Annotated in this window: 25 protein-coding genes; 9 read left to right on the top strand and 16 right to left on the bottom strand. The window is 57.3% G+C overall.

The genetic code is table 11. The features are described from left to right. Positions 1 to 50: 50 nt before the first annotated feature. The 5 genes from PUV47_RS15270 to PUV47_RS15290 form a co-directional block, all read right to left on the bottom strand. The gene (locus PUV47_RS15270) at positions 51 to 2,927 is read right to left on the bottom strand and encodes an EAL domain-containing protein (protein WP_425313775.1); all 2,877 of its coding nucleotides are present in this window, start codon (positions 2,925 to 2,927) and stop codon (positions 51 to 53) included. A 111-nt stretch (positions 2,928 to 3,038) separates the two neighbouring features. Further along, on the bottom strand, positions 3,039 to 3,683 hold the full coding sequence (locus PUV47_RS15275) for a GNAT family N-acetyltransferase (protein ID WP_274219446.1): 645 nt from the start codon (positions 3,681 to 3,683) through the stop codon (positions 3,039 to 3,041). A 15-nt stretch (positions 3,684 to 3,698) separates the two neighbouring features. Next, the gene (locus tag PUV47_RS15280) at positions 3,699 to 4,976 is read right to left on the bottom strand and encodes a M16 family metallopeptidase (RefSeq protein ID WP_274219447.1); all 1,278 of its coding nucleotides are present in this window, start codon (positions 4,974 to 4,976) and stop codon (positions 3,699 to 3,701) included. A 3-nt stretch (positions 4,977 to 4,979) separates the two neighbouring features. Further along, positions 4,980 to 6,386 carry a threonine synthase gene (gene thrC, locus PUV47_RS15285; protein ID WP_274219448.1) on the bottom strand — a complete coding sequence of 469 codons (1,407 nt, stop codon included), beginning with the start codon at positions 6,384 to 6,386 and terminating at the stop codon, positions 4,980 to 4,982. A 201-nt stretch (positions 6,387 to 6,587) separates the two neighbouring features. Further along, on the bottom strand, positions 6,588 to 7,184 hold the full coding sequence (locus tag PUV47_RS15290) for a YqgE/AlgH family protein (protein WP_274219449.1): 597 nt from the start codon (positions 7,182 to 7,184) through the stop codon (positions 6,588 to 6,590). A 219-nt stretch (positions 7,185 to 7,403) separates the two neighbouring features. Here PUV47_RS15290 and PUV47_RS15295 point away from each other — a divergent pair, with 219 nt between their 5' ends. Both PUV47_RS15295 and PUV47_RS15300 read left to right on the top strand, forming a co-directional pair. Next, positions 7,404 to 8,267, top strand: a complete 864-nt coding sequence (locus PUV47_RS15295) for a protein-disulfide reductase DsbD domain-containing protein (protein WP_274219450.1) — start codon at positions 7,404 to 7,406, stop codon at positions 8,265 to 8,267. A 176-nt stretch (positions 8,268 to 8,443) separates the two neighbouring features. Further along, entirely contained in the window at positions 8,444 to 8,929 is a 486-nt protein-coding gene (locus tag PUV47_RS15300; protein ID WP_274219451.1) for a peroxiredoxin, read from the top strand. Positions 8,930 to 8,983: 54 nt separating this feature from the next. Here the strand turns inward: PUV47_RS15300 and PUV47_RS15305 are convergent, their stop codons facing one another. From PUV47_RS15305 to coxB, 8 genes are all read right to left on the bottom strand, one after another. After that, positions 8,984 to 10,006, bottom strand: coding sequence for an SURF1 family protein (locus tag PUV47_RS15305; protein ID WP_274219452.1), 1,023 nt, complete (start codon positions 10,004 to 10,006; stop codon positions 8,984 to 8,986). Continuing rightward, positions 9,996 to 10,397 (bottom strand): DUF983 domain-containing protein, encoded by a 402-nt coding sequence (locus PUV47_RS15310; protein WP_274219453.1) that lies wholly within the window; start codon positions 10,395 to 10,397, stop codon positions 9,996 to 9,998. The genes PUV47_RS15305 and PUV47_RS15310 overlap by 11 nt, the downstream gene beginning before the upstream one ends. A gap of 107 nt (positions 10,398 to 10,504) precedes the next feature. Continuing rightward, positions 10,505 to 11,392: a cytochrome c oxidase subunit 3 gene (locus PUV47_RS15315; RefSeq protein WP_274219454.1), complete on the bottom strand. Its 888-nt coding sequence runs from the start codon at positions 11,390 to 11,392 to the stop codon at positions 10,505 to 10,507. A 52-nt stretch (positions 11,393 to 11,444) separates the two neighbouring features. Continuing rightward, a complete protein-coding gene (locus PUV47_RS15320; RefSeq protein WP_274219455.1) occupies positions 11,445 to 12,056 on the bottom strand; it encodes a cytochrome c oxidase assembly protein in 612 nt (203 codons plus the stop codon). 27 nt (positions 12,057 to 12,083) lie between these two features. After that, complete coding sequence (locus PUV47_RS15325; protein WP_274219456.1) at positions 12,084 to 12,251, bottom strand: hypothetical protein; 168 nt, start codon at positions 12,249 to 12,251, stop codon at positions 12,084 to 12,086. 2 nt (positions 12,252 to 12,253) lie between these two features. Beyond that, positions 12,254 to 13,189 carry a heme o synthase gene (locus PUV47_RS15330; RefSeq protein ID WP_274219457.1) on the bottom strand — a complete coding sequence of 312 codons (936 nt, stop codon included), beginning with the start codon at positions 13,187 to 13,189 and terminating at the stop codon, positions 12,254 to 12,256. Positions 13,190 to 13,362: 173 nt separating this feature from the next. Then, positions 13,363 to 14,955: a cytochrome c oxidase subunit I gene (ctaD, locus tag PUV47_RS15335; protein ID WP_274219458.1), complete on the bottom strand. Its 1,593-nt coding sequence runs from the start codon at positions 14,953 to 14,955 to the stop codon at positions 13,363 to 13,365. Positions 14,956 to 15,029: 74 nt separating this feature from the next. After that, on the bottom strand, positions 15,030 to 15,962 hold the full coding sequence (coxB, locus tag PUV47_RS15340) for a cytochrome c oxidase subunit II (RefSeq protein ID WP_425313776.1): 933 nt from the start codon (positions 15,960 to 15,962) through the stop codon (positions 15,030 to 15,032). A 532-nt stretch (positions 15,963 to 16,494) separates the two neighbouring features. Between coxB and PUV47_RS15345 the strand changes: the two genes are divergently transcribed. From PUV47_RS15345 to PUV47_RS15375, 7 genes are all read left to right on the top strand, one after another. Continuing rightward, positions 16,495 to 16,980: an invasion associated locus B family protein gene (locus PUV47_RS15345; RefSeq protein ID WP_274219459.1), complete on the top strand. Its 486-nt coding sequence runs from the start codon at positions 16,495 to 16,497 to the stop codon at positions 16,978 to 16,980. A gap of 271 nt (positions 16,981 to 17,251) precedes the next feature. Continuing rightward, a complete protein-coding gene (tldD, locus tag PUV47_RS15350; RefSeq protein ID WP_274219460.1) occupies positions 17,252 to 18,676 on the top strand; it encodes a metalloprotease TldD in 1,425 nt (474 codons plus the stop codon). 27 nt (positions 18,677 to 18,703) lie between these two features. Then, positions 18,704 to 19,336 carry an HAD-IA family hydrolase gene (locus PUV47_RS15355; protein ID WP_274219461.1) on the top strand — a complete coding sequence of 211 codons (633 nt, stop codon included), beginning with the start codon at positions 18,704 to 18,706 and terminating at the stop codon, positions 19,334 to 19,336. A gap of 179 nt (positions 19,337 to 19,515) precedes the next feature. Further along, positions 19,516 to 21,312 (top strand): monovalent cation:proton antiporter-2 (CPA2) family protein, encoded by a 1,797-nt coding sequence (locus PUV47_RS15360; protein ID WP_274219462.1) that lies wholly within the window; start codon positions 19,516 to 19,518, stop codon positions 21,310 to 21,312. 72 nt (positions 21,313 to 21,384) lie between these two features. Further along, positions 21,385 to 21,816 (top strand): MerR family transcriptional regulator, encoded by a 432-nt coding sequence (locus PUV47_RS15365; RefSeq protein WP_274219463.1) that lies wholly within the window; start codon positions 21,385 to 21,387, stop codon positions 21,814 to 21,816. A gap of 8 nt (positions 21,817 to 21,824) precedes the next feature. Next, positions 21,825 to 23,261 (top strand): MATE family efflux transporter, encoded by a 1,437-nt coding sequence (locus PUV47_RS15370; RefSeq protein WP_274219464.1) that lies wholly within the window; start codon positions 21,825 to 21,827, stop codon positions 23,259 to 23,261. 58 nt (positions 23,262 to 23,319) lie between these two features. Then, the gene (locus PUV47_RS15375) at positions 23,320 to 23,544 is read left to right on the top strand and encodes a DUF2093 domain-containing protein (RefSeq protein WP_274219465.1); all 225 of its coding nucleotides are present in this window, start codon (positions 23,320 to 23,322) and stop codon (positions 23,542 to 23,544) included. 15 nt (positions 23,545 to 23,559) lie between these two features. Here PUV47_RS15375 and lpxK read toward each other — a convergent pair whose 3' ends face one another. Genes lpxK through PUV47_RS15390 form a run of 3 tightly spaced genes read right to left on the bottom strand, consistent with a single transcriptional unit; the run spans position 23,560 to position 26,597 of the window. After that, positions 23,560 to 24,594 (bottom strand): tetraacyldisaccharide 4'-kinase, encoded by a 1,035-nt coding sequence (gene lpxK / locus PUV47_RS15380; RefSeq protein WP_274219466.1) that lies wholly within the window; start codon positions 24,592 to 24,594, stop codon positions 23,560 to 23,562. A gap of 4 nt (positions 24,595 to 24,598) precedes the next feature. Continuing rightward, a complete protein-coding gene (locus PUV47_RS15385) occupies positions 24,599 to 25,897 on the bottom strand; it encodes a 3-deoxy-D-manno-octulosonic acid transferase (RefSeq protein ID WP_274219467.1) in 1,299 nt (432 codons plus the stop codon). Position 25,898: 1 nt separating this feature from the next. Next, positions 25,899 to 26,597 carry a lysophospholipid acyltransferase family protein gene (locus PUV47_RS15390; RefSeq protein WP_274219468.1) on the bottom strand — a complete coding sequence of 233 codons (699 nt, stop codon included), beginning with the start codon at positions 26,595 to 26,597 and terminating at the stop codon, positions 25,899 to 25,901. Between the last annotated feature and the right edge of the window lie 40 nt (positions 26,598 to 26,637).

Consider the following 26,637-nt stretch of genomic DNA (forward strand, 5'->3'; position numbering starts at 1 on the left):
AAAGGGACCGCTGAGGTCCCTTTCTAGTTTCTACAGCTTGCCGCCCCGCCTTAAGCGTGATGGTGATACTGATCCTTCAGCAGCTTGTCCGCATCCACCGCGGTCATTGGCTGACCGTATAGATAGCCCTGCGCATATTCGCAGCCCATCTGGTACAGTTCCAGAGAGTCAGATTCCGTCTCTGCGCCCTCGGCAACCACTTCCATGCCCAAGTCATGTCCCAGCGCGATAATGGATCGCAGAATGACAGGGCGTGCGCTTTGGCCGTTAGGACGCACGAATGACTGGTCAATCTTGATGGTGTCGAACTGGAAGCGCTGCAAATAGCTCAAGGAAGAATAGCCCGTACCGAAGTCATCCAGCGACAGCCCCGCGCCCAGACCACGCAGACGCTCCAGCACCTTCACGGAAAACTCCGGGTTCTGCATGACGAGTGACTCTGTCAACTCCAGTTTCAGAGAGCCCGGTGTCAGCGCCGTGCGGGACAGGACCGCTTTCACGTCGTTGATCAGGTCGTGCTTTAGGAGCTGGCGTGAGGAAATGTTCACGGAGATGAACAACGGCACATTGTGCTTGAACAACCGCTGCCATTTGGCAAGCTGTGTCGCGCCCTTATCGAGGATAAGAAGCCCAAGCTCGTTGATGAGACCCGTTTCTTCTGCAATCGGAATGAAATCCGCAGGCGGGATCAGACCACGTGTTGGATGCTCCCAGCGGGCAAGCGCCTCAAAACCGGCAATCGATTTGTCAGCCAGTCGCACGATTGGCTGGAAGAAGACCTTGATCTGATCTTTCTGCATGGCAGAGCGCAGATCATTGTCCAGAGCCAGCGTGTTCTGTGCAATGGGGCGCAGGGTTGGGCGGAACACTTCTACACGGTCGCCGCCCAGACGCTTGGCGTGGTTCAGCGCAATTTCCGCATCGCGCATCAGATCAGAGGCCCGATCCTCCGCGCCATCCAGAATGGCCGTCCCGATCGACGCCGTCAGGAACACTTCCTGCTCGCCAAACGTGACCGGCGTGCGCAAGATCGTGCGCAGCTGGTCAGAGAACGTGGCAATGTTTTCAGCTTCCTGCTCGGAAACGATGAGAATGGCAAAGGTGTCAGCCGTAATGCGCGCCAAAGAGTCCTGTGGTTTCATTTGGCGAGACAGGCGGCGCGCTGCTGTCAACAGCATGCTATCGCCTGCCGCCTGACCGATGCTGTCATTGACCTGCTTGAAGCGGTCCAGATCCAGCAAGATCAAGGTTGGGCAGCCCGTTCCCTCAGCCCTGAAGCGTGCAATAGCCGCGGCCACTCGGTCCATGAACAGCTCACGGTTTGGCAAGCCGGTCAGGTTGTCGTGTACCGCATCATGCATCAGACGCTCTTCGGCCATCTTCTGCGAAGTGACATCAAACAGGGTGCCCACGCAGCGGATGACTTCGCCATCAGACCCGATCACCGGGCGGGCGCGCAGGCGGAACCATCGGTAGTGACCATCAAGACCGCGCAAACGGAAGATCTGATTGACCTTGCCCCGGCGCTGGTCGATCACGGCATCCAGCGTTCCCCGGAACAGATCTCGATCTTGCGGGTGCAGATGCTCCAGCCACTCACGCGCCGGGCCATCCAGCGCGGCTTCTTGCAGGCCCAGGCTTTCCTCAAGTTCGTGGCTTGTGTAGATGCGATCGCGGTCCACATCCCAGTCCCAGATGATGTCACCCGACCCGGTGAGCGCGAGAGACTTGCGCTCCATGTCGCTCACCATGCCATTGTTCAGAGAGCCGCCTGCAAAGGCATGCTGCATCACCGTGAAACCAATGAGCATGATGATCAGAACAAGACCACCAGATAATGCTGGCTGGGCAAGATCAGAGCTGAGCGCTCCTGTCGCGGTTGCCCAAACGCCCATCATCCAGACCAGCAACAAGAACCATGTCGGGATCAACATGATCGCGCGCTCAAAACCCTGGAAGGCGAGCACGAGGATCAGCGCGAAACCGCCTACAGCAAAGACGCTAAACAGGATGCGGGAGACGCCAGCAGCAATTGTTGGGTCCCACAGGGCCAAGCCAAACAGGCCGAGCACCATAATCAGCATGGAAAGCGCCAAATGGGTGTAGTGAATGTTCCAGCGGTTCAGGTTGAGGTAGGCATAAAGGAACACGACCATTGCCGCGGTCAAGCTGATCTCCGCAATGGAGCGATAAAGCTGCACCTGCGCAAATGTCCGGCCGAACACAAGGCTCCAGAACCCGAAATCAATACACAAATAAGCCATGACGGCCCACGCCATGGCCGCTGTTGCCGGGAACAGGACCGTGCCCTTGACCACAAACAGGATTGTCAGGAACAGCGCCAGCAGACCGGCAATACCCAGAACAATCCCTCGGTACAGCGAGTAAGCGTTGATGTTGTCCTTGTAGGCGTCTGGCTTCCACAAGCGCAGCTCGGGAAGGCGCGAGGAGTTCATTTCCACCACGAACGTCACCACCGCGCCCGGATCAAGCGTGATGTTGAACACATCCGCTTCCGAGCTGGTCTGGCGTTCTGGCGGAATGCCCTGACTTGGCGTTACTGAGATGATGCGGTCTGCGCCAAGGTCCGGGCGCAGCACCCCTGCATTCACCATCTTGTAGTTCGGCGCCACCAGAAGGCGGTCGATCTGCTCGTTACCCGGATTGGAAAGGGCAAACACGCCCCAATAGGACGCTTTATCGTCTGTCGAGCGCACCTCGATCCGGCGCACGATGCCGTCCATGCCCGGTGCCGTGGAAACCTGAATGCTGGAGGACCGAGCGGCGTAGATGTCGATCACGTCCGTCAGTTCCAGAGCGTCCACATCTTGAGGGACCACCACGGCTTCCAGCGCCATCGCTCGCGCTCCGAAGAAAGCGAAGAATGCACAAACCAGAACTAAAAATCGCGTTGTAAAATCGCGCACCGCATAACTCCGTTGAAGTCGCCCCGACGAACGCCCCAAATAATTCGCCCGAATATTAGCCATGCTTTGTTTACAGCGCTATGGCTAAGGGTTCACGTGGGTAAGACTAATCTAGTGGCCGTTTTCCCCATCCGGCTGAGTTTGCGGCGAGATTGTGTCAGAATACTCAGCGTCCTCTTTAAGGATGGCGAACAACAAGTGATCTTGCCACTGGCCGTTGATGTAAAGATAGCGCCGCGCATAGCCCTCCTGCTGAAATCCCACGCGCTTCAACAGGTTGATGGAGGCTTCATTGTGCGGCAAGCAAGCAGCTTCCAGCCGGTGCAGCTTGAGTTCCTCAAAAACGAATGGCAGCAAGCGGCTCACAGATTGGCGCATGAACCCTTTGCCAGCATACCGAACCCCCATCCAGTAACCGAGGGTACAGGCCTGCGTCACTCCGCGGCGCACATTAGACAGAGTCAAGCCGCCCATCAGCTCTTCGTTCTGTCGATTGAACAGGAAAAAGGCGTAACCCGTCCCATCACGGCGTTCTCTGGAATAGCGGCGAATGCGCGTCTTGAAAGCCGTGCGAAGCAGGTCCGTTGGTGGCCAAGTCGGCTCCCATGGCTGCAAGAACTCTCGGCTTTCAAGACGCACCTGCGACCACGCCTCATAGTCCGAGACGGACGGCGGGCGCAGGATCACATCTTTTGTCAGCAGCGTTGGCTGCTCCTCGCCTCCAGAAAAGCGAAAGAACATGACATCCAAAGCCATGCCTCCCCTCTTTGCCTAGGACACCACACCTGCCTCGTTTAATCTCTGCGAGATCTGAGCCAATGTTGGCATCTCGGACTTTGGCCCCACATGAACCAGTGTTGGTTGTTTGCCATAAAACACGCGCTGTGCAACACGGCAAACGTCCTCTCTGGTAACCGCATCGACCCGACGGCGGAGTTCTTCCGCGTCGATGGTCTCGCCAAAGATCAGGGTCTGACGGGCGATCTGAGACGCACGGGCCGCCGGGCTTTCCAGCGCCATCATCAAGCCTGCTCGGGTCTGCGCTTTGGCGCGGTCAATTTCCTTGTCTTCGATATTCGCAACAGCCGCGTTCAGCTCCTGAATAAGCACATCCATCAGCTTAGCTGTGTGTTCAGCGCTGGTGGCCGAGTGAATTGCGAACATCCCACTGTCGTCGAACGCCCAGTGGAACGAATAGATCGAGTAGCACAAACCGCGCTTCTCGCGTATCTCCTGAAACAGGCGGGACGACATGCCGCCGCCCAGCACCGACGCCAGGATCTGAACGGCATAATAGTCCTTGTCCTGATAGGAGCACCCTTCAAAACCCAGAATAATCTGAACTTCCTGAAGATCACGCTCTACCGAAGCTTCGCCGCCGACGTATTTGGAGGCGACTGGTGCAGTTGCCTCGCTTGCAGTCAGGTCACCAAATTTTTCCTGGGCAATGGCGACGAACTCGTCATGATCAACCCGGCCTGCTGCCGAGAGCACCATGTTGGAGGCGGTGTAGTGCTTGTCCATGTAGGCGCGAATGGCTTCTGGCGTGAAGCTGGTTACCGTCTCGGGTGTACCGAGTATCGGACGTCCAAGAGACTGGTCGGGCCATGCGGTTTCCAGGAGCAGGTCAAAGGCCTGATCTTCCGGCGTATCCATGGCGGCACCGATTTCCTGAAGGATCACCTGCTTTTCTCGGGTAAGCTCTTCAAGGTCCAGCACGGAATGCTGCAGGATGTCTGAGAGAATATCCACGCCCAGCGGCACATCTTCCGCCAGCATTCGAAGATAGTAGTTGGTGTGTTCCACGCTCGTGGAGGCGTTCACTTCGCCGCCAACAGCTTCCACCTGCTCTGCAATATCCAGAGCGGAGCGGGTTTGCGTGCCTTTGAATGCCATATGCTCCAGCAGGTGCGTGATGCCGTTTTCGGCGGCATCTTCGCTGCGGGAGCCGGTCTTCACCCAGACACCGAGAGCGGCTGTCTTCAGGTGTGGCATGTCATCGGTAAGTACAATGAGTCCGTTGTCTAAACGTGTCGTTTTTACTGTCATTCTTTATACCTGCGCGTTCACGGCACGAGCAGTCAATAGAACATGATCCTTGATCGCATCCGTATCGGCAGGCAAGACAGTGTATTTTTCTTCGCGCTCAAATAGGTCGCTGAGATGCGCAGGAAGGCCGGGACGCTGTCCGCTGGCTTGCTCTACCGCATCGGGGAATTTTGCTGGATGGGCCGTTGCAAGAACGACCATGGGCACGCCATCCTTCTCATAGGCTTTTGCCACATGCACACCGGTTGCAGTGTGCGGGTCGAGAAGATATGCGGACTGGTCCAGCGTTGTTTTGATTGTTTCTGCCACCTCGTCTTCGGTGGCACGGCCTGCGCCAAAATCAGCGCGGATACGCTCCAGAACAGGTTCGCTCAGTTCAAATGCGCCGGATTGCTTGAGGCCTGACATGTGACGGCGGATCATTGCGCCGTCCCGATCGCCAGCTTCGAACAGGAGGCGTTCAAAGTTGGACGAAACCTGAATGTCCATGGATGGAGAGGTCGTTGCAACAACACCGCGGGTCTCGTAGCGGCCAGTTTCCAGCGTGCGGGCGAGAATGTCGTTCGTGTTGGTTGCAATCACCAACTGATCAATTGGCAGCCCCATCTTCTTGGCTACATAGCCTGCAAAGATATCCCCGAAGTTGCCGGTTGGCACCGTGAAGGAAACTTTGCGGCCGGGTGCACCAAGAGCCGTTGCAGCCACGAAATAGTAGACCACCTGCGCCACAATGCGCGCCCAGTTGATGGAATTCACACCCGCCAGAGACACGTTTTCACGGAACGTGAAGTCATTGAACAGGTCCTTCACGATGGCTTGGCAGTCATCGAAGTTGCCATTGAGCGCCAATGCGTAAATGTTTGCATCTTCTGCCGTGGTCATCTGACGGCGCTGAACGGGTGAAACCCGTCCGTTGGGGAACAGGATGTAGACATCGGTGCGTTCTCGGCCTCGGAACGCGTCAATTGCTGCGCCGCCCGTGTCACCTGAGGTGGCACCCACAATGGTGGCGCGCTTTCCCTGCTCCGCCAGAACATAGTCCATGAGACGCCCAAGCAACTGCATGGCTACGTCTTTGAAGGCCAGCGTGGTGCCGTGGAAGAGTTCCAGCACAAAGGTGTTGGGCCCGGTCTGAACCAGAGGAGTTACCGCCTGATGCGCAAACGTGCCGTAGGCTTCGGCAATCATGCGCTTGAGATCGGCTTCCGGGATCGCATCACCAACGAAGGGAGCGATCACCTCATAGGCAACGTGCGTGTATGGTTTACCTGCGAAGCTGGCGATTTTTTCCGCGGAAAGTTCCGGCCATTCCGCTGGGACGTAAAGCCCTCCATCGCGCGCCAGACCTGTGAGCAACACCTCGGAAAAATTGAGTTCCGGAGCTTCACCGCGCGTGCTTACGTATTTCACCACTCTTAATCCTTTACGACTGCGTATTTCAGTCTTTCGCCGTTTTAGCCGGCGCACACTACCGTTAGGGACGCCAACAGGCAAGCCAGCGGTCAGCGTTAAACGCCAGATCCACTCGCCCGTCAAATCAGATAGCAGTTTTCCAGAGTTCGCGCACTAGCGAACACGCACCTTGGGGATACCCATCACATTTGAGGGAGATCAGGCGTGCCCGGCTTCGCTGGAGAGCATGCCCGGATCAATGCCGAGGATGCCAAGGGCGGTGCGCCATTTGTCTTCGGAGTCCACATCGAAAATCAGCGAAGGGTCCGCACGGCACGTCAGCCAGCCATTTGCGTGTATCTCGGCTTCCAACTGCCCGGGCGCCCATCCGGCATACCCAAGCGCCAACATGGCCTGCTTTGGCCCCCGGCCTTCCGCCAGCGCGCGCAGGATTTCCACGGTCGCCGTCAGGCATACCCCATCGTTGATGGGAAGACTGGAACTCTCGATGTAAAAATCATCCGTGTGCAGAACGAAACCGCGCCCGGTTTCAACCGGGCCACCACGATGAACCTGCATGTCCTGCAGCTCGTTCGGCAGCAAGATGCCGCCATCCTCAGGAATGATTTCGAGCTGGCTCAAAAGCTCTTCGAAGGTGATGTTGTTGGCCGGTTGATTGAGCACAATTCCCATGGCACCTTCATCGGAATGCGCGCACAGGTAGATTACTGAATGCGCAAAGCGACCGTCTTCCATGGTCGGCATCGCAATCAGAAATTGTCCATCCATATAGCTGCCGTCGGCTTCAGAGGACATACCAGCCTCATCTCCTTTTTACGAAGCTCCATTCGAATCAGAGCCTACCGCATTGCAGCGGCTTTGCAATCTGCCACTTGTAAAATTAACGGCTTCTTAGGTCGATTTCCCAATTATCATGGCAGTTGGTCCTCACTACTAACAGTGGCTCTCAAAGAGTTGACCTCGGTTCAATGAATGTAACTGGCACTTGTTAAAAGCTCCTTGTAAACGGAGACCATGATCAAAAAACTCGCTCTCTCTCTGGTTTGCCTTAGTGCTGCCGTGGCGGCCACACCCGCTTTTGCAGACCGTGCCATCGGCACCGAGTGGTTCGAAGTAGAAGGCGGCGCCGTGCGGCTCATCAGAGCCAGCACACCGGAAGATGACGGCACTTATAAGGCCGGCCTCGAGTTTCAGCTGGAGCCGGGTTGGCACACCTATTGGCGCTACCCGGGAGAGGCAGGCATTCCCACAGAAGCCAATTTCAACGGTTCAACGAACCTCGCGAATGCGGAACTCCTGTTCCCCGCCCCCAAGCGCTACAGCGACGGTTTCTCCACATCGCTCATCTATGACGGAAACGTCATCCTCCCGCTTAAGTTGCAGCGTCAGAGCGATGCGCGAACCACCGTACTCAACATGACCGTCACCTTTGGCGTGTGTCAGCACATCTGCATTCCAGAACAGCAAGAGCTTTCATTGGTGCTGCCGCGTCACACGACAGAAGATGCCGAGGCAGACGCGATCATTGAGGCCGCCTTTGCCAAATTGCCTGCGCAGGCAAACGGCAATGCGCCTGTCACCGAGATTGCAGTTGTGCCGACGGACAGCACCCCTGTGATTACTTTCTCCGCTCCGGTAAGCACTACGGAGAGCACCGCCTACGACCTGTTTGTTGAGGGGCCGGAGGGATCTTACAACAGCGTTCCCAAGCGCCTTGAAAGCAGTGATCACATTGCGCGTTGGCAGTTGCCGCTGACCGGTTTCCCCAAAGACCTGCAGGAACTTGACCTGCGGCTTACGCTGATCACCCCGCAAGGGGCCGTTGAACAGGAAGCAGCCCTCTCCTTGCCACCGAGAGCCAAGGAAAAAAGATCGTAGTGGACGACTGCGGAACTTGCGTTTCTAAGTTAAATTCCTAGGTGTACCGTGGGTGGCTGGCAATGAGCGAGCACACCCCAAAGGTGCGTTAGCGCGCTTTCCACAAACAGTGCGCGCGGCGCTCTACCCCCTTTTGCAGCCAAAAGCCTGCAATTCCGGATCGGAGGACTGAACCCATGACAATCTCTATCGGCGACAAACTGCCGGACGCCAGCTTCAAGACACCGGGCGCTGACGGCCCGCAGAACCTGACCACAAAGCAGATTTTCGACGGCAAGACCGTTGTCCTGTTCGCTGTTCCAGGCGCTTTCACCCCGACATGCCACATGAACCACCTGCCAGGCTTCCAAAACAAGGCAGCGGACCTGAAGGCGAAGGGCGTAGACGAGATCGCCGTCGTGTCGGTCAACGACGTATTCGTCATGGACGCATGGGCAAAGGCAACCGGCGCAGGTGACGATATCCTGTTCCTTGCGGACGGCAGCGCCGATTTTACCAAGGCCATTGGGCTTGAGCTTGATGGCTCTGGCTTTGGCATGGGGCTGCGGTCTCAGCGCTATGCAATGGTGGTGAAGGACGGCACCGTTACCGCGCTGAACGTTGAAGATTCTCCCGGCGAAGCAACCACATCCGGTGCTGATGCGGTGCTCGAGCTGCTTTAAGCTCAGCCACAGGCAAGACGATTTTGGGGAGAGGCATCGCCTCTCCCCTTTCTATTAGAGTTTCTTGCTGTTCTTGATGTTCTGGAATTCAGCTTCCAGTTCAGCCTTGGGATCTCGGATGGGCCGGTCTTCCACATCCGGCGGCGGCAGATCCCAATCATCCTCGTCCTCATCCCCAACAACAGGGGCAGGCTTTTTGCTCTTGCGCCACATGCTGATGCGAAAGGCGATGTACATCGCGATCAGTGTGGCAGCGAGACCGAACCATGTGAATGCGTACTGCAAATGGTTGTTGGAGAACGTCAAGCGGGTCTCGCCGGGCTGTGGCAAGTCCCCCGCAGATGCGGTGAGTTCGTTGATATCAACCGTGTAGGGCGCCGTCCTGCTCGCATCCAGCCCCAGTGCTTCCGCCATCTTTTTCGGTTCTCGCACAAACCATTCGCCGGTGTGTTCATCACCGGCAGGTGAGAAGAAGCTTGGCGTTTCGGCTCTGCGGGCAAGACCTGTCAAAATGATGGTCTCTTTGGGGGGCGCCGACCCAAGGCGCGTGGACTGGTCCCGGCGATCGATAGGCACGAACCCTCGGTTTACCAGCACCACCCAGCCTTCGTTCGTGGCAAACGGCGTGTAGACGAAGTAACCCTGCCCACCATATCGGCCACGCGGGTTGTTCAATGTGTCGAAGTAATAAAGCTCACCAAGGATGAAACGGCCTTTAAGTGTGACCGGCAGATAGTCAATCTCCTCAGTGGTCAGCTGTTTCCATTCTTTTGGACCCGGTGCGACAACGGCTTTATCTGTAACACGTTCGGTGGCCCGCTCGATCAGCGCCTCTTTCCACGCCAACCGGTCCAACTGCCAGAAGCCCAGAGAAAGCAGAACACCAAAGGCAACGAGGGTGAACAGCGTCAACCAAAGATATTGCAGGTAGAACGGCTTGCCTTTTGGCGTGACCGGCAGCTCAAGTTCCTCGTCGTCCTCGTCCGGCAGGGGGCGGAACTCAAGATCCTCCTCGCCGTCCACCTCTTTTTCGGGCGGGCTGTCCTCTGCCTTTTTCCAAGGCCACTTAATCTTCATCGATCTTCCCCTCCGCCGCATTGTGCTTGTACTGCAATACAATCAGCAGCCCCTTGAGCGGCCTTAACAGGCCAAGGGCGAGCCCCACTGTCAGAGGAAGCCAAAGCGCCATGTGCACCCAGATAGGCGGTTGATAGGCAAGTTCCACCAGCAATACGAGGCCTACTACCACAAAGCCGATAATCATGATCACAAAAACGGCCGGTCCATCACCAGAGTCGGCAGAAGCATAAGATAGACCACATACAGGGCAGGCCTCGCGCAGCTTCAACATACCGCGAAACAGTTGGCCCTCCCCGCAACGCGGGCATTTGCAGCGCAAACCGGTCGAAATGGGGTTGTCGACATACCCCTTGTAACCAGCGCTTGCATGCTTGTGCCGGTCCGCCATGGCGTCCTCCGCAAAACCTACTAGAACATTAACACGGTCTGAAGCTGACCATTGCAACGAAAAAGGGCGGCCGCGCCGCCCTTTCTACTTTACCTGTCAAAACCTGATCAAGCCGCCCAAACATAGATGGAGGCGAACAGGAACAGCCAGACAACGTCAACGAAATGCCAATACCAAGCTGCCGCTTCGAACCCGAAGTGCTTCTTTGCAGAAAAGTGGCCCGCCAAGGCACGGAAAAGGCACACAGCAAGGAAGATCGTACCCACGATCACATGGAAGCCGTGGAAGCCAGTGGCCATGTAGAAGGTTGCCCCGTAGATGTTGTCGGAAAACCCAAATGCGGCGTGGCTGTACTCATAGGCCTGCAGTGTGGTGAACAAGAGCCCCAGAGTCACGGTGGCAATCAGCCCCCATTTCAGGCCCTCACGATCCTCATGCAGCATGGCGTGGTGAGCCCAGGTTACGGTTGTACCTGACAACAGCAGAATGAAGGTGTTCAAAAGGGGCAGGTGCCAAGGGTCAAAGGTTTCAATGCCCTGTGGCGGCCACACACCGCCGGTGTGCTCGACGCGCGCATATTGTGCAGGTTCAGCAAAGAACAGGGAAACATCAAAGAACGCCCAGAACCATGCAACAAAGAACATCACCTCTGACGCGATGAACAGGATCATGCCATAACGCAGATGCAGGGATACGACGCGCGTGTGATGCCCGGCATGGGATTCACGCACCGTATCACGCCACCACATGAACATGGTGTAGAGCACGATTGCCAATCCGATGACAAACAGTCCCCAGCCGGTCAGGTCGATGCCATACGCCAATGAGCCGTCCTCAGCGGTGTATGGGAAGAACCCCAGAACATCCTCGTTGGACATCCGCATGTAACCGATGGCACCGATCGCCAGAATCAAAGTCCCAACTGAGGCGATGAACGGCCACGGACTCGGGTCTATGATGTGATAGTCGTGATTTTTGCTATGAGCTTCAGCCATACCTATGCTCCCAAATATTCTCGACGCGCATCCCTCAAAGTCATGGTGCGCTCTATAGCTTTGCTTCGGTTGCAACGGCGTCGTCCAAAACCGTTGCTGCTGTTTCTTCTTCACCGTCTGGCGTCACCGGGAAGAACGTGTAGGACAGCGTCACTTCCCGGATGTTGTCGAGGCGTTCGTCTTCAACCATCGCGGGATCGATGAAGAACAGGACTGGCATGTCCACCTGCTCACCAGCCACCAACGGCTGTTCGGTGAAACAAAAGCAGTCGATCTTGTTGAAGTAGCCCCCCATCTCCGCGGGGGAGACATTGAACGTGGAGGTGCCCACCGTTTTGCGACTGGACACATTTTCGGCCGAGTAGAACACCTCTGCCATTTGTCCGAGTTTCACCCGAACAACGCGGGTCTTGGCCTCGAACTCCCAAGGCAGGTTCGGATTGGTGTTTGCATCAAAGCGAACGATGATCTCCCGGTCCAACACAGTTTCGCTCGCAACGTCAACGCGTTGTGTTGTTCCGCCATAGCCGGTGACGCGGCAGAACAGGTCATAGAGCGGCACCGCCGCAAAGGACAGACCAACCATGCTGAAGAACACGCCAACGCAGATGAAGGCCACCTTGGCATTGCTTCGGTTCTGATGCTGAACGTCCTTTTGCGTCATCGTCCCTGATCCCTTCCCTTGCCCCTTTTACAGGGGTCGATCCATTACGCCGGGACCAAGCTTGACGATGGTCACCACGTAAAAGATCCCCACCAATACGGCGAGAGCAACGGCCAGAGCGATGGACCGGCTGCGGCGTTTTTTGTGTTGTTCTGGTGTCAGGTTCTGAACTGGCACCTGTGCTTTTCCAGCCATGGTTAAAGAACTCCGGCGATCACGCTTTCACCCAGCAGCCAAGCGAACAAAGCTGTCAGGTAAAGCAGAGAAAATTTGAAGAGAGACATGGCCGCTTTGCGGGCTTGCTCGCCTTCGCGGTTCTGCCAGACGCGCACGGCGTAATAGAGAAACGCGGTGCCAAGCAGGCCAGCAACGATGCCGTAAGAAAGGCTTGCATAGCCAAGCAGGAACGGCCCCATGCCAACGGGCAGAAGGATTAGAGAATAAAGCACAATCTGATGGCGGGTCGCGGTCTCACCGGCCACCACCGGCATCATCGGAATGCCTGCTTCTTTGTAGTCACCGTTCTTGACCAGCGCCAAAGCCCAGAAGTGTGGCGGCGTCCAGGTGAACGTGATCATGAACAGCGCAATGCTTTCCAGACTGACAACGCCGGACACGGCTGCCCAGCCCACAACGGGCGGCAGTGCGCCTGCAGCACCGCCGATAACGATGTTCTGCGGCGTAGAGCGTTTCAGCCACATGGTGTAGATCACCACGTAAAAGAAGATCGTAAAGGCGAGCAGTCCCGCCGCGACCCAGTTGGCAACCAGGCCAAGTACGAGTACGGAGCCGCCAGAGAGCGTTGCGCCAAAGGCGAGCGCTTCCGAAGGCGTGATCTTGCCCGCCGGTATTGGGCGGTTCTTGGTGCGGGACATGACACGGTCAATGTCCGCATCCCACCACATATTCAAAGCACCAGAGGCCCCGGCCCCGATGGCGATACACAAAAGAGCGATGGCACTTAGCACAGGATGCTGAGAGGTGGGTGCCAGCACCATTCCCACAAGGGCTGTGAAGATGACCAGAGACATGACACGAGGCTTGAGCAGCGCGATGTAGTCGCGCACGGATCCCATGCCGCCGAAGTCTGCAGCTTCCTCGGTATATGACTGTGTTCGCTCCAGGAGCGTCATGCACTTACCTCTTGTTTTGTTCCGGGCTCTCTTAGTGCCTTGAGCCCTTGCCTCGCACGGACCGCGCCCAGCGGGTCCGCCCTCCCCTTTTGTCTTCTGGTGCCACTGGTTTGTTGGCACCGCCCTTCGGAGCCCCGCGTCAGAGCCCCGAAGGAAGATCGCGTCTCACCCTGCTATTTGATCTTCGGCAGGGTTTCGAACTGGTGGAATGGTGGTGGTGAGGACAGCGTCCACTCCAGGGTCTTTGCCCCTTCACCCCATGGGTTGTTGGCTGCACTGCGCTTTTTCATGAAGGCTTCAAACACGCCATAAAGGAAGATGAAGACAGCAAAAGCGGAGATGTATGACCCGATGGAAGAGACGTAGTTCCAACCGTGGTAGGCGTCCGGATAGTCCGCATAGCGGCGCGGCATACCGGCCAGACCCAGGAAATGCTGCGGGAAGAACACAAGGTTCACGCCGACGAATGTCACCCAGAAGTGCAGTTTGCCGATGAACTCATTGTACATGTAACCGGAGATTTTCGGGAACCAGTAGTACCAGGCTGCAAAGATTGCGAACACGGCACCCAGCGACAGCACGTAATGGAAGTGCGCCACAACGTAATAGGTATCGTGAAGCGCGCGGTCCAAACCCGCGTTTGCCAGCTGTACGCCTGTCACACCACCAACTGTGAACAGGAAGATGAAGCCGATTGCCCAGACCATTGGCGTGCGGAACTCGATGGAACCACCCCACATGGTCGCGATCCAAGAGAAGATCTTGATGCCCGTTGGCACTGCAATCACCATGGTTGCGAAAAGGAAGTAGGCTTGCGTATCCACGGACAGACCCACAGTAAACATGTGGTGCGCCCAAACGACGAACCCGACAACACCGATGGCCACCATGGCGTAGGCCATGCCGATGTAGCCGAACACCGGCTTGTTCGAGAAGGTGGACACGATATGTGAGATGATGCCGAACGCTGGCAGGATAAGGATGTACACTTCCGGGTGGCCGAAGAACCAGAACAGGTGCTGGAACAGGATCGGGTCACCGCCACCTGCAGCTTCGAAGAACGTGGTGCCGAAGTTACGGTCTGTCAGCAGCATGGTGATCGCACCCGCCAGAACCGGCAGGGCGAGCAGCAGCAGGAACACCGTGACCAGCACCGACCACACGAACAACGGCATCTTGTGCAGTGTCATGCCCGGTGCACGCATGTTGAAGATGGTGGTGATGAAGTTGATTGCCCCCAGAATGGACGAGATACCGGCCACGTGCAGGGACAGGATGGCAAAGTCCATTGCCGGCCCCGGCTGCCCGGAGGTGGAAAGCGGCGGGTAGATGGTCCAGCCACCGCCCACACCGTTTGCGCCGGGAGGTCCGGGCACGAATAGGGACATCAGCAGCAGGATGAACGCTGGCGGCAGCAACCAGAAAGAAATGTTGTTCATGCGCGGGAACGCCATGTCTGGCGCACCGATCATGATTGGAACGAAGTAGTTCGCAAATCCGCCAATCAGGGCTGGCATCACCATGAAGAAGATCATGATGAGCGCATGCGACGTGGTGAACACGTTGAACATGTGCGGATCAGAGAAGTACTGCATGCCCGGATCCTGAAGCTCCAGACGAATGCCAACGGACAGGGCTCCCCCCACGATGCCCGCCATGATAGCGAAGATCAGGTAAAGGATACCGATATCCTTGTGGTTTGTTGAATAGACCCAACGCGTCCATCCGGTTGGGTGATCATGTGATTGCGCGCCGTACGCAGCCATATTTGTGCTCCCTCGTAAGTTCTTTCGTGGGTGTCAGCGCAGGCCGACACGCCACCAAGACCCTCGCGCGCGTGTCAGCGAGTGGCGACTTTCAGTTCAGAAGACGCGCCCAGTTCAGCGGTCTTGTTCTTTTCTTCTTCGATCATGGATGCGAGCAGACTGTTGGCTTCATCAACGTCCTGCTTTGCTGCCTCAGACCAAGCGGCGTATTGCTCTTTGGTCACCACCTGAATGGCGATCGGCATGAAGGCGTGGTCCTTGCCGCACAGCTCGGAACACTGGCCGTAGTACATGCCGGGCTCCGTTGCGTTGAACCATGTTTCATTCAAGCGACCCGGCACCGCATCGATCTTCACGCCAAAGGCAGGCATGGCGAAGGCGTGGATCACATCAGCGGCGGTAACCAGCACGCGAATGTTGGTGTCCTCAGGCACAACCACGTTGTAGTCGGTTGCCAGCAGACGCGGCACTTCCCGGTCTGTCAGGCCTTTTTCCGCCTTCAACTCAGCGCGCTGCTCATCACTCAACATGATCGCATCGAAGTAGACATCCTGCATGCCTTCATCGACGTACTCGTAGCCCCAATACCACTGGTAGCCCGTTGCCTTGATGGTCATCTCGTACTTCGGAATGTCCAACTGCTTGAACAGCAGCCGGAAAGACGGGACGGAAATGACGACGAGAATAAGGATCGGGACGACTGTCCAAACCACCTCGATCATGGTGTTGTGGGAAGTGCGAGATGGCACAGGATTGGCGCGTCGGTTGAAGCGCACAACGCAGTAGATCAACAATGCCAACACGAACAGAGTGATGACCGTCACGATGATCAGCGTGAAATCGTTGAACCAACGGACGTCCTCCATGACCTCCGTTGCTGCAGCCTGCATGCCCATCTGCCAAGGCTCCGGCTGTGCTGCCATCGCCGACCCAACGAAACCGGGGGCCGCAGCAAAAGCGACTGCGCTCGCCAGTTTTGTAAGATGACGCTTGAAGAGCTTCGTCACGTCTAGTGCTCCCTATCCTTTGTCAGCCGTTGAACAGCTGTAAATTCATTGCGCACCTCTTGCTCTACCCCTAGGGTAGAAATCACCGCCTCGATATATCAGAGGCACTTTACGAAGCGGCACTTTAGCTTACCCTCCCCGGATAAGCGATTGCACGTAGGTCGTAGCGACGTTCTGTCGCATCTATTTTTGATTAATATCAATGCCCCAAAGACAAATCATAAGTTTCCGAAACCCGCAAGCTTCGCTATGCGCTTTTACATACATACTTCTGACTATAGGGAAGCGTGTCGCCACGAAAACCTTATGAGAAAAGCTATTTTTGGATATCCCTTGCCCGATTGATGTCATTATCGCGTGCTTGGTGCTATACGTTGCTGCAGCACAGTAAGATTTAAGGGCACGGTCTCGGTAATGTTTCGAAGTGTGGGGCGCCCACTTTTCGATTCGTGCATTCAACACGAATGCCCGGACGACACCCGATATCGGAGGAAGAGCTTTGAATTGCCTGAACCGCTTTGTTAGAGGGCTAATGGCCGTGATCGTCACGGCAACTGTTTCGATGGGTCTGTCCGGGGCCGCGCTCGCGCAAGGGGAAGTCAAAGCGGTCTATAACGACTGGCAGCTTCGTTGCGACACGCCTCCCGGGGCACAAAGTGAGCAGTGTGCGCTCATTCAAAACGTCACGGCTGAAGACCGCGAAAATGTGGGCCTCACAGTGATCGTGCTCAACACGGCCGACAAGCAAGGCAGCATCCTGCGCGTTCTGGCCCCTCTTGGCGTGTTGTTGCCATCTGGTCTGGGCTTGCGCATTGACGACGAAGACATTGGCAACGCCGCATTCGTTCGCTGCCTGCCCAATGGCTGCGTGTCTGAGGTGATCCTGCGCGACGATCTGGTAGCCAAGCTGCAGGCTGGCTCCATGGCCACGTTCATCATTTTCCAGACGCCGGAAGAAGGAATTGGCATTCCGATCTCCCTGAGCGGGTTTTCTGAGGGCTACAAGGCGCTTCCTTGAGCCTAACAGCGACTTCACCGCCAAAAGTGCTTTCGGCCAGCCTCGCGCTGGCCGTTTTCGTTACACCGTGCCCCTCACGACCCTTTAATGTACCTCCCCCAGTCCTCACAGGTTCCGCTCCCCCATCTGCCTGTGGCATGACGTTTTACGTAAACCGACTTGCATCGCGCTCAGCAAAGGTGCATCCCTGTCACTCTGGAATGCGGCAGAGCCAGCCCCTATGTGACTAATGGCCGAGCAGAGAAACACAACACCCCGAGGAGACCGTTCCATGAGCGAGCACCGTATCGACCTGTTAGCTTCCGCTGATTTGAGTGAAGAGCGGGCCCTTGCCCTCACCAAAGACGCGCTGGCCGGAGCCGATGACGGCGAGCTTTATCTGGAGTACACCCAGAGCGAAGGTCTGGTGTTTGACAATGGCCGTTTGAAGTCCACCAGTTTCGACAGCACGCAAGGTTTTGGCCTGCGCGCCGTTGCCGGTGAAGCCAGCGGCTACGCGCACTCTGGCGAAATCTCCGAAGGCGCCTTGCGACGCGCAGCCGACGCGGTCAAGTCCGTTCAAAGCGGCCATTCCGGCACGTATGCGGCGGCCCCGGCGCGGACCAACCAGAAGCTCTACACCGACGAGAACCCAATCGGCTCCCCAACCTTTGAAGAGAAGGTGCACCTGCTACAACAGGTGGATGCCTATGCCCGAGCAAAAGATCCGCGGGTCAAGCAGGTAACCGTTTCCATTGTTGGCAACTGGAAGACCGTCGACATCCTGCGCGCAGACGGACACCGGGTCCGCGACGTACGCCCACTGGTGCGCTTCAACGTGTCGATCGTGGCAGGCGATGGCGACAAGCAGGAATCCGGCAGCTTTGGCATGGGTGGCCGTGAGGGCTTTGGTGAGTTTATTGCCGAAACCAGTTGGCAACAGGCAGTTGATGAAGCGCTTCGTCAAGCGCTGGTCAATCTGGATGCCATTCCCGCGCCTGCTGGCACCTTTGATGTGGTGCTGGGCAGCGGATGGCCGGGCATTTTGCTGCATGAAGCTGTCGGCCATGGTCTGGAAGGTGACTTCAACCGCAAAAAGACCTCAGCTTTCGCCGGTCTCATGGGCGAACGCGTTGCCGCCAAAGGCGTCACCATCGTAGACGACGGCACCATTGCCAACCGTCGCGGTTCGCTGTCTGTCGATGATGAAGGCACGCCAACCAACCGGACGACCTTGATAGAGGACGGCATTCTTGTCGGATACATGCAGGACCGCCAGAACGCCCGCCTCATGGGCGTGGAGCCGACCGGCAATGGTCGTCGCGAGTCGTTTGAACACCAGCCCATGCCGCGCATGACCAACACGATCATGGAGAATGGCGACAAGGACCCGCAGGAAATCATTGAAAGCGTCAAGGATGGCATTTATGCCGTTTCCTTCGGCGGCGGACAGGTGGACATCACCTCCGGGAAGTTCGTGTTCTCCTGCACCGAGGCCTACAAGGTCGAAAATGGCAAGGTGGGTGCGCCCATCAAAGGGGCCATGCTCATTGGCAACGGACCGGATGCTCTTACCCGCGTCGCCATGATCGGCAATGACATGAAACTGGACCCTGGCATCGGCACCTGCGGCAAAGCTGGGCAAGGCGTGCCTGTTGGCGTCGGCCAGCCCTCCATGCGCATCAACGCCATGACTGTGGGCGGCACCGCAACCTGATAGCTCAACGGCACTCTGCGAGATCAAATGGCCACGATAATGGAACGCGTTGATTTTGTCGTTTTCGACCAAGACGGCGTCCTCTACGATTTCGACGAGCCGGGCCGTGTAGAAGCGTATGCGCGGCTCGCAGATCGCCCCAGCGCGGAGGTCGAAGCCGCCATCTGGGGCTCTGGATTTGATGAAGGGGCCGACGCGGGCGACCCCGACACAGCCGAAGGTCATTTGGCCGGGTTTGCAGAACGTCTGGGCTACCCCATCACCATGGAGGAGTTCTTTCGCATACGCCGATCCATGATGCGCCCTCGCCCGCAGGTTCTTGCTTTGGCCAATCAGGTTGCCGAGAACGTTGACGCCGCCGTGCTGACCAACAATGGCTTTCTTTACAAGGCCGGACTGGAGACATGCGCGCCGGAAGCCATCGAGATTTTCGGCGACAACATCCATGTTTCAGCGGAATTTTTCTGCAAAAAGCCTGATCCACAGGTTTTCCGCAGAATCTGTGAGCACTACGGCTACCCTACCCACGCCACACTTTTCATTGACGATAAGTTAGCGAACGTGCACGGCGCACAGGAAGCTGGTCTTAAATCACACCTTTATGAGGATCCACAGAGTCTCAAGGCGATTTTGACCCGCTACAAGCTTCTCAATACCTAGCAGAACGCCCCTCGCGCCCTGTTCCCTGCGCTCGCGGTTGTACTTAAGGAGCAACACCACCTTTCTTTGGCCAAACGGTCAAGAAACTGTAATTGCTCGTTGAGTATTTCTGGCTATCCTTCAATGAAGACCGCCAGTACGTTGAAATTAACCGCATACTCACAGGAATTAGCCCTTCAATGGCCGAGCCCCACGTCCCGCCGTTTTTCGTCGAAACCATCATGTTCTTGTCGGCAGCCGTCGTCGCGGTTCCGCTGGCCAAACGCATTGGTCTCGGTTCGGTGGTGGGCTATCTGCTCGCCGGGCTTGCGATTGGCCCCTTCGGCCTGAATTTCTTCAGTGATGCGCACCAAATTCTGACCTTTGCCGAACTGGGGGTCGTCCTCCTCTTATTTGTCATAGGGCTGGAGTTGGAGCCAGCCCGCCTCTGGAAGATGAAACGAGACATATTCGGCCTTGGGTCTTCTCAGGTGATTGTTTCGGGGATCGTCCTCTGCGCGCTGTTGTGGCTAATTGGCCAGCCCATGAACGTGGCGCTGGTGGCAGGCTTTGGGCTTGCGCTGTCTTCAACCGCATTTGCCATTCAGATCTTGCAGGAACGCGGTCAACTTGGTGCGCCATATGGTCAGCGCGCCTTCGGCATTCTGCTGTTTCAGGACATGTCCATTGTGCCGCTGCTGTCCATGGTCGCGTTGCTGTCGCCGAAAATGGGCCCAAGTTCATATGCCGAACTGGCGTTTGAAGTGGTAATGATCGTGGGTGCGGTGGCCGGTGTTGTTCTTGCAGGGCGGTATCTGCTTTCTCCGGTGTTCAGTTTTCTGGCGTCCAGCCGCGCTCGAGAGGTCATGCTGGCTGCGGCTCTGCTTGTCGCCTTGGGTAGTGCAGGCTTGATGCAGCTGGTGGGCCTGTCGATGGCGCTTGGTGCGTTCCTCTCTGGCGTCATGCTTGCTGAATCAAGCTTCCGCCATACGCTCGAAGCAGACATTGAGCCCTTCCGTTCTCTTTTGATGGGCCTTTTCTTCATTGCTGTGGGCATGGCCCTTCAGCTCGATATCATTGCGGCCAACTGGTTGATTGTGGCTGTGGGCGTGCTGGCCCTGATGCTGATCAAAGGCATCATCATCTGGGCGCTGGCCCGCACCTTCGGCTCCAACAACTCGGACGCGCTGCGTATCGCGGTAACGCTGCCTCAAGGGGGTGAGTTTGCCTTTGTGCTGTTTGCCGCAGCTGCAGGCAGCGCCATTCTGCCGCTTGAAACCAACAACATCCTGACCGCAATCGTGATCCTGTCCATGCTGCTCACTCCGATCGCCGGGATGGGGCTGGATTTTGTTGCTGCACGCCTCAACAAGGCCGGTGTCACGTCAGAACACATTGAAGGGTTCAGTGAAGCGCACCCAAGTGTGTTGATCGTCGGCTTCGGTCGCTTTGGCATGATGGTTTCCCAGATGCTGACTTCTGAAGGCATCTCGATTACCGCGCTGGACAACCGCCCGGACCGCATCAACTACGCGCGCAAACTTGGCTACAGCATCTACTACGGTGATGCCACGCGTCTTGACGTGCTCAAGGCGGCAGGCGGTGACACTGCAACCTTGATTGCCCTGTGCATCGAGAACGATCAGGTAATGCGCCAGGCCGTGAAGCAGATCCGTGCTGAGTTTCCGAAAGCTGCCATCTATTGCCGCGCGACAGACCGGGCCCATGCGCTTGATCTGCATCGCCTTGGTGTGGACTTTCAGATCCGCGAGACGTTTGAATCCAGTCTGGTGTTCGGACGCACGGCGCTCTCGTTCCTTGGCTTGCCACAGGACCGTATTTCCGAGATCGAAGCCGATGTACGTGCACGTGACGAGGAACGCTTGCAGATGCAGCTTGAAGGCGGCACCTATGCGGGCTCTGAAAAGCTTCACCAGCGCACGCCAAGCCAGAGCGCCGCTTCTCACGCAAGGCCGCAAGAAAGCAACCATTCGTAATTCCAACTTGATTTGTGGGCATGGCTGCGCCAAATAAACCTTCAGTCATTGAAGGATTTTGAAAGCGCACCCATGCCGCAAGACTATTCGATAGGCACTTTGGCCCAATGCACGGGCACCAAGGTGCAGACCATCCGCTTCTATGAGCAACGCGGTCTGCTGCCAGCACCGCCGCGCACCGAGGGTGGTCAGCGGCGCTATAGCGAAGACCATCTGCGCCGTCTTGCCTTCATTCGTCATGGCCGTGATCTTGGGTTTTCGCTGGAGATGATCGGCGAGCTCATGGAGCTTAGCGAACACCCCGAAGCCATTTGCAAGGATGCCGACAAGATTGCCGCCGCGCATCTTTCGGAGGTGGAAGAAAAGATCCGCCGACTGGAGATGTTGCGTACCGAGCTTACGCGCATGCTGGACCACAGCTGCGAAGGCCGCATTGGTGAATGCCGCGTGATTGAAACACTCTCTGCGGACACGCCCATGCCAGCACCCAAACAATCGAGATAAGACACCCCATGACCTCCCCTTCCCCGGCAGCACGAAGCCAGGCAAAGTTCACGCAGGGCTCGACCATGCACCATGTGCTGGTGATGACCTCTACCGGCTCCATCGGTCTGGTTGCGATCTTCATTGTTGACTTCGCGAACCTGTTTTACATCTCGCAGCTTGGCGTGGCAGAGCTGGCAGCGGCCATTGGCTACGCTGGCACCATCATGTTCTTCAACACCGCTGTGGGCATCGGCCTTTCCATTGCAGCCAGTGCGACTGTTTCCCGTCGCTTGGGGGCTGGCGATGCAAAGGCCGCGCGCCGAATGGCTGGTGTGGCGTTGGCGGCATCGTTCACGGTGGCATGCCTGATGGCAGCGGCGCTCTTTCCCATTCTGGGAGACCTGATTGCTGTTCTGGGAGCCTCCGGCCCCACCTATGACTTCGCGCTCGGCTACTTGCAAATCGTCGTCCCATCCATGCCGCTGTTGTGCATGGGCATGGTGCTCTCTGCGCTGCTGCGTGCTGTGGGAGACGCCAAACGGGCGATGTACCTGACGCTCCTTGGTGGTGTCATCATTGCCCTGCTCGATCCCGTCTTCATCTTTATGTTCGGCCTCGGCATCGACGGCGCTGCCATCGTGTCTGTCTTGTCGCGCGTCGCCATGGTTGCGGTGGGATTGTGGGCTACCATTCACATTCACAACCTTCTGGGCAAGCCAGAACTTCAGCACGCCCGCGAAGACCTGAAGGCGCTGATGGCTGTTGCCCTGCCTGCCGTTTTGACCAACGTGGCAACCCCGGTCGGGAACGCGTGGGTCACCATGGAAATCGCCGCCTTTGGAGATGAAGCCGTCGCCGGATGGGCGATTGTGGGCCGCGTCATCCCTGTGGCGTTTGGGGCGCTGTTCGCGCTGTCAGGCGCGGTTGGCCCGATCCTTGGCCAGAACCTTGGGGCAGGCCTGTTTGACCGGCTCAACCGGGCCCTCAAGGATGCGCTGATCTTCGTGATCATCTATTCGCTGTTGGCGTGGGCGCTTTTGTTCCTGCTGCAAGAACCTCTGGCCTATTTGTTCAACGCGACGGGGGACAGCCGGGATCTTCTGGCCTTCTTCTGCACCTTTGCCGCCGCTGGGTTCCTGTTCAATGCAGCTCTTTTCGTTACCAACGCCGCGTTCAACAATCTGGGTTTCCCGCTCTATTCCACCCTGTTCAACTGGGGCCGGGCTACTCTGGGCACCATTCCGTTCACCTGGGTTGGCGGGGCTTACTTCGGCGCCAACGGCGTGCTGGCCGGTCAGGCGATTGGCGGCGTGCTGTTTGCAATTGCAGCCCAGATCATCTGCTGGCGGGTGCTTGCCAAGTTGCGCAGCAAGAACGAGAACGCGGCGGCGTCCAGCGAAGCGGCAACGGCGGACCTTCCCGCCGATGCGCTCCAATCCCAACAGCCCATCCGTACGCGCTAGGGCTGGCGTTTTCATACGTCACGCGTTATGAAACGATAAAACAGGAATGACGAAAACCATGATGAACAAACTGGACACACCACGCATCCCGGGCGAAGCCAAAATCCGTTATCTGGATGGTGACTATCAGGTGCTTTCTCCGGGTGACTTCGTGCGCTGCGCCGTGACTGGCGAAGCAATTCCGCTGGACGAGCTGAAGTACTGGAGCGTTTCACGTCAGGAAGCCTATGTGGACGTGATTGCCTCCGTAAAGCGCTACGAAGAAGCCGGAGGCGTCGCTTAAAGCGCCAACGCGCTGCTAGCCGCGCGGAAGATCATACAAGCGGTCCTGGAGCTTTGTGGTGATGTGTTTCATCAGCCGCTCCGGGTCGCTTATCTTCATTTCCACATCCAGCACTGCCGTTTTGTTTGCAAGCCGCGCCAGCATATCCTCAGGACTGTTCTTGATGCGAACAAAGTCCTTTGAGGTGGTAACCGGCAGCAGATCCTTGCCCTCAACCAGCGAGAGTATGTATTCTGCATCCTCTTCGGTGTAGGAGTGATGGTCGGGATATTCGATGGTCTCCACCAGCTCGGCACCGACTTCTCTTAGCGTATCAAACACCTTTTGCGGTCGGCCAATGCCAGCAAAGGCGACCACGCGCTCCCCATCGACGCTGCCCGGATATTGCGCTTCGATCTGGGCCCGCATGACCTCCAGACCGCTGCGCGCCGCGTAGCGCAGCGCCCGATCCGCGCCCGCGCCTTCACCGACCAGAACCATCATATCCGCATGCTTGATCTGCGACTTGACAGGAGCCCTTAGCGGGCCTGCTGGCAGGCACATGTTGTTGCCAACGCCCGTCGCTGCATCCACCACAACGAGGGAGATGTCCTTGTGCAGAGATGGGTTCTGAAACCCATCATCCATCAAGATCACCTCTGCATCCGATTGTTCGATGAGCTTGGCGCCTTGCACGCGGTCGATGCTGACATAGGTTGGTGCACAGCGCGAGAGCAGCAATGCTTCATCGCCCACATCCTTTGACCTGTGCTTGGCGGTGTCCACATGCACCGCGCCCTTCTGGGTGCCACCGTAGCCGCGCAGCAAGAAAGCCGGCTTGTAGCCTGCCGCCTTCAACATTTTCGCCAGTGCCAAGGCAAATGGTGTCTTGCCGGAGCCACCAACCGTGAAGTTGCCAATGCAGATGACCGGCAGGCGGGACGTGTACTGAGATGCCTGCTTCATGCGTCCGCTGGTGATCAAACCATAGGCCACGCCGAGCGGAGCCAAGGCAACAGACTGCCAAGTCTGTGTCGGTGACCACCAAAATGCGGGAGCTTTTCTAGGCACGACGTCAGACCTCGCCCTTAGTTCGTTGTCGGGAGGTTTCCTGTCGCAGGAAGGGCTCAAGTGCCTCAAGCGTCTGGTTCAACGCACCAGCTCCAGCCGCAACCAACTCAGCTGCCTTTACAGCCAGTTGCTCTGCTTCTTCCGGGGAGTTCAGAAGCCGCTCCACTGCAGCGGCAAGCTCCACTGGATTGCTGGCTTTAAGAGCCCCGCCTTCGCGGTTGAACTGCCGGTAGACGGCTGCAAAGTTCGTCGTGTTGCCACCAGATATGATTGCGCAATGCAGTTGAGCAGGTTCGAGCAGGTTGTGGCCCCCAATGGGCACAAGCGATCCGCCAACAAACACAATGGAAGCCAGCTTGTAGAACAGCCCAAGTTCGCCCAGCGTATCCGCCAGATACACATCGGTGTCCGGCGTGATCTCTTCGCCCTTGGAGCGCTGCGCCACTGAGAGTCCGAAGCCTGCGATCTCCTCGGCGATCAGTTGCCCCCGCTTGGGGTGGCGCGGCACAATGATTGTCAGCAGCGTCGGGAAGGCTTGGGTGAGCAAGCGATGCGTTTCAAGCACCTGTGTTTCTTCACCCGGATGGGTACTTGCGGCCACCCAGACAGGGCGCTGACCAATGCGCTGTTGCAGCTCCTGCACCGCCTCAGGGTCGAACGAGGGCGCTTTCCCGTCGAACTTGATGTTGCCTGCGTTGACTGCGCTCGCCACACCCAGCCGCTTGAAGCGTTCCGCGTCGGCGTCGGATTGGGCCACAACCATTTTCAGTGCGCCGAATACGGATCGAGCGAGCCCGCCAACGCGCTGCCAGTTGCGGAACGAGCCTTCAGACATGCGGCCATTGATGACAATGAGGGGCACCTTGCGGCGTTTCAGCTCGGTGATCATAACTGGCCAAATTTCAGATTCGACGGTGATCGCGAGTTCAGGTTGCCAGTGATCGAGAAACCGATTGATGTTTGGCAGCGTGTCATAGGGGACAAACTGGTGGATAAGGCCCTCCAGTTCAATTTGCGCCACGACCTGTGCGGAGGTCAGCGTTCCGGTGGTCATCACCACCTTGAAGCCCCGTTCGATTGTCGCGCGCACCAATGGCAACACCGCATTGGCCTCTCCCACACTCGCGGCGTGGATCCAAGCCAGACGCCCTTGCGGGCGCGCAACGGATGCACGGCCAAAACGTTCATCGCGCCGGGAGACGTCTTCCTTGCCTGATTTGACGCGCCTTCCGTGGAACACGCGGAGCAGAGGGTTCGCCGCAGCGCCCAGCGCTCTGTAGGTCGTCAGCAACATGGACGCCATTCTAGGACTTGCGTCCCTTTGCAATGGCATAGGCTCTGTCCGTGGCCTCATTCATGGCGTTTTCCAGTTTCAGGCGATACATTTCCAGATCAGCCTCACTGGCATCTTCTGGCACTGGAATAGGCTCACCGAAAACCAGACCGATCTTGCTGAAAGGCAGGTTCAGGCTGGCTTTGTCCCAGCTGTTAAAATCGTAGTGTCGGCTGGTTGCAATAGCAATGGGAAGCAGCGGGCGACCGGAGTGTTTTGCAAGCTGAACAATACCCATGCCCGCTTTTCTCGCAGGGCCCTTTGGCACATCTGCGGTCATCCCCATGGTGGTGCCCTGCTTGAGGGCGCGCAATGCGGCGACAAACCCACGAACACCGCCGCGTTTGGCGATCTGGTCTTGACGCTGAGAGCCGGAGGCACGGATGAGGCCAATGCCAAGCTTGGAAGCGGCAATGGCGTTGATCTCCCCGTCATTGCTGCGAGAGATCATGACACTGCATGGCCAGTCTTTGGGCCGCGCAAACGGCACCATAAAGTGCTGGCCATGCCACATGGCGAGAACGAAAGGCTGGTCAGAGGCGTGCGCCTCATAGAAGTTGGCTGGCTCCATGGTAAGTGTGCTTGTTCTGCGCACCAGCCACAAATAATAGGCCAACGCATTGCCCAGCAATTTCAGAACAATGGGATGGCGCCCCAACTTCTTCAGCATTTCTATCCATTCATATGAGCGTTACGGCGTGCCCTTGCCG

This window comes from Pseudovibrio exalbescens (assembly GCF_028737195.1).
Lineage (GTDB): Bacteria > Pseudomonadota > Alphaproteobacteria > Rhizobiales > Stappiaceae > Pseudovibrio > Pseudovibrio zosterae.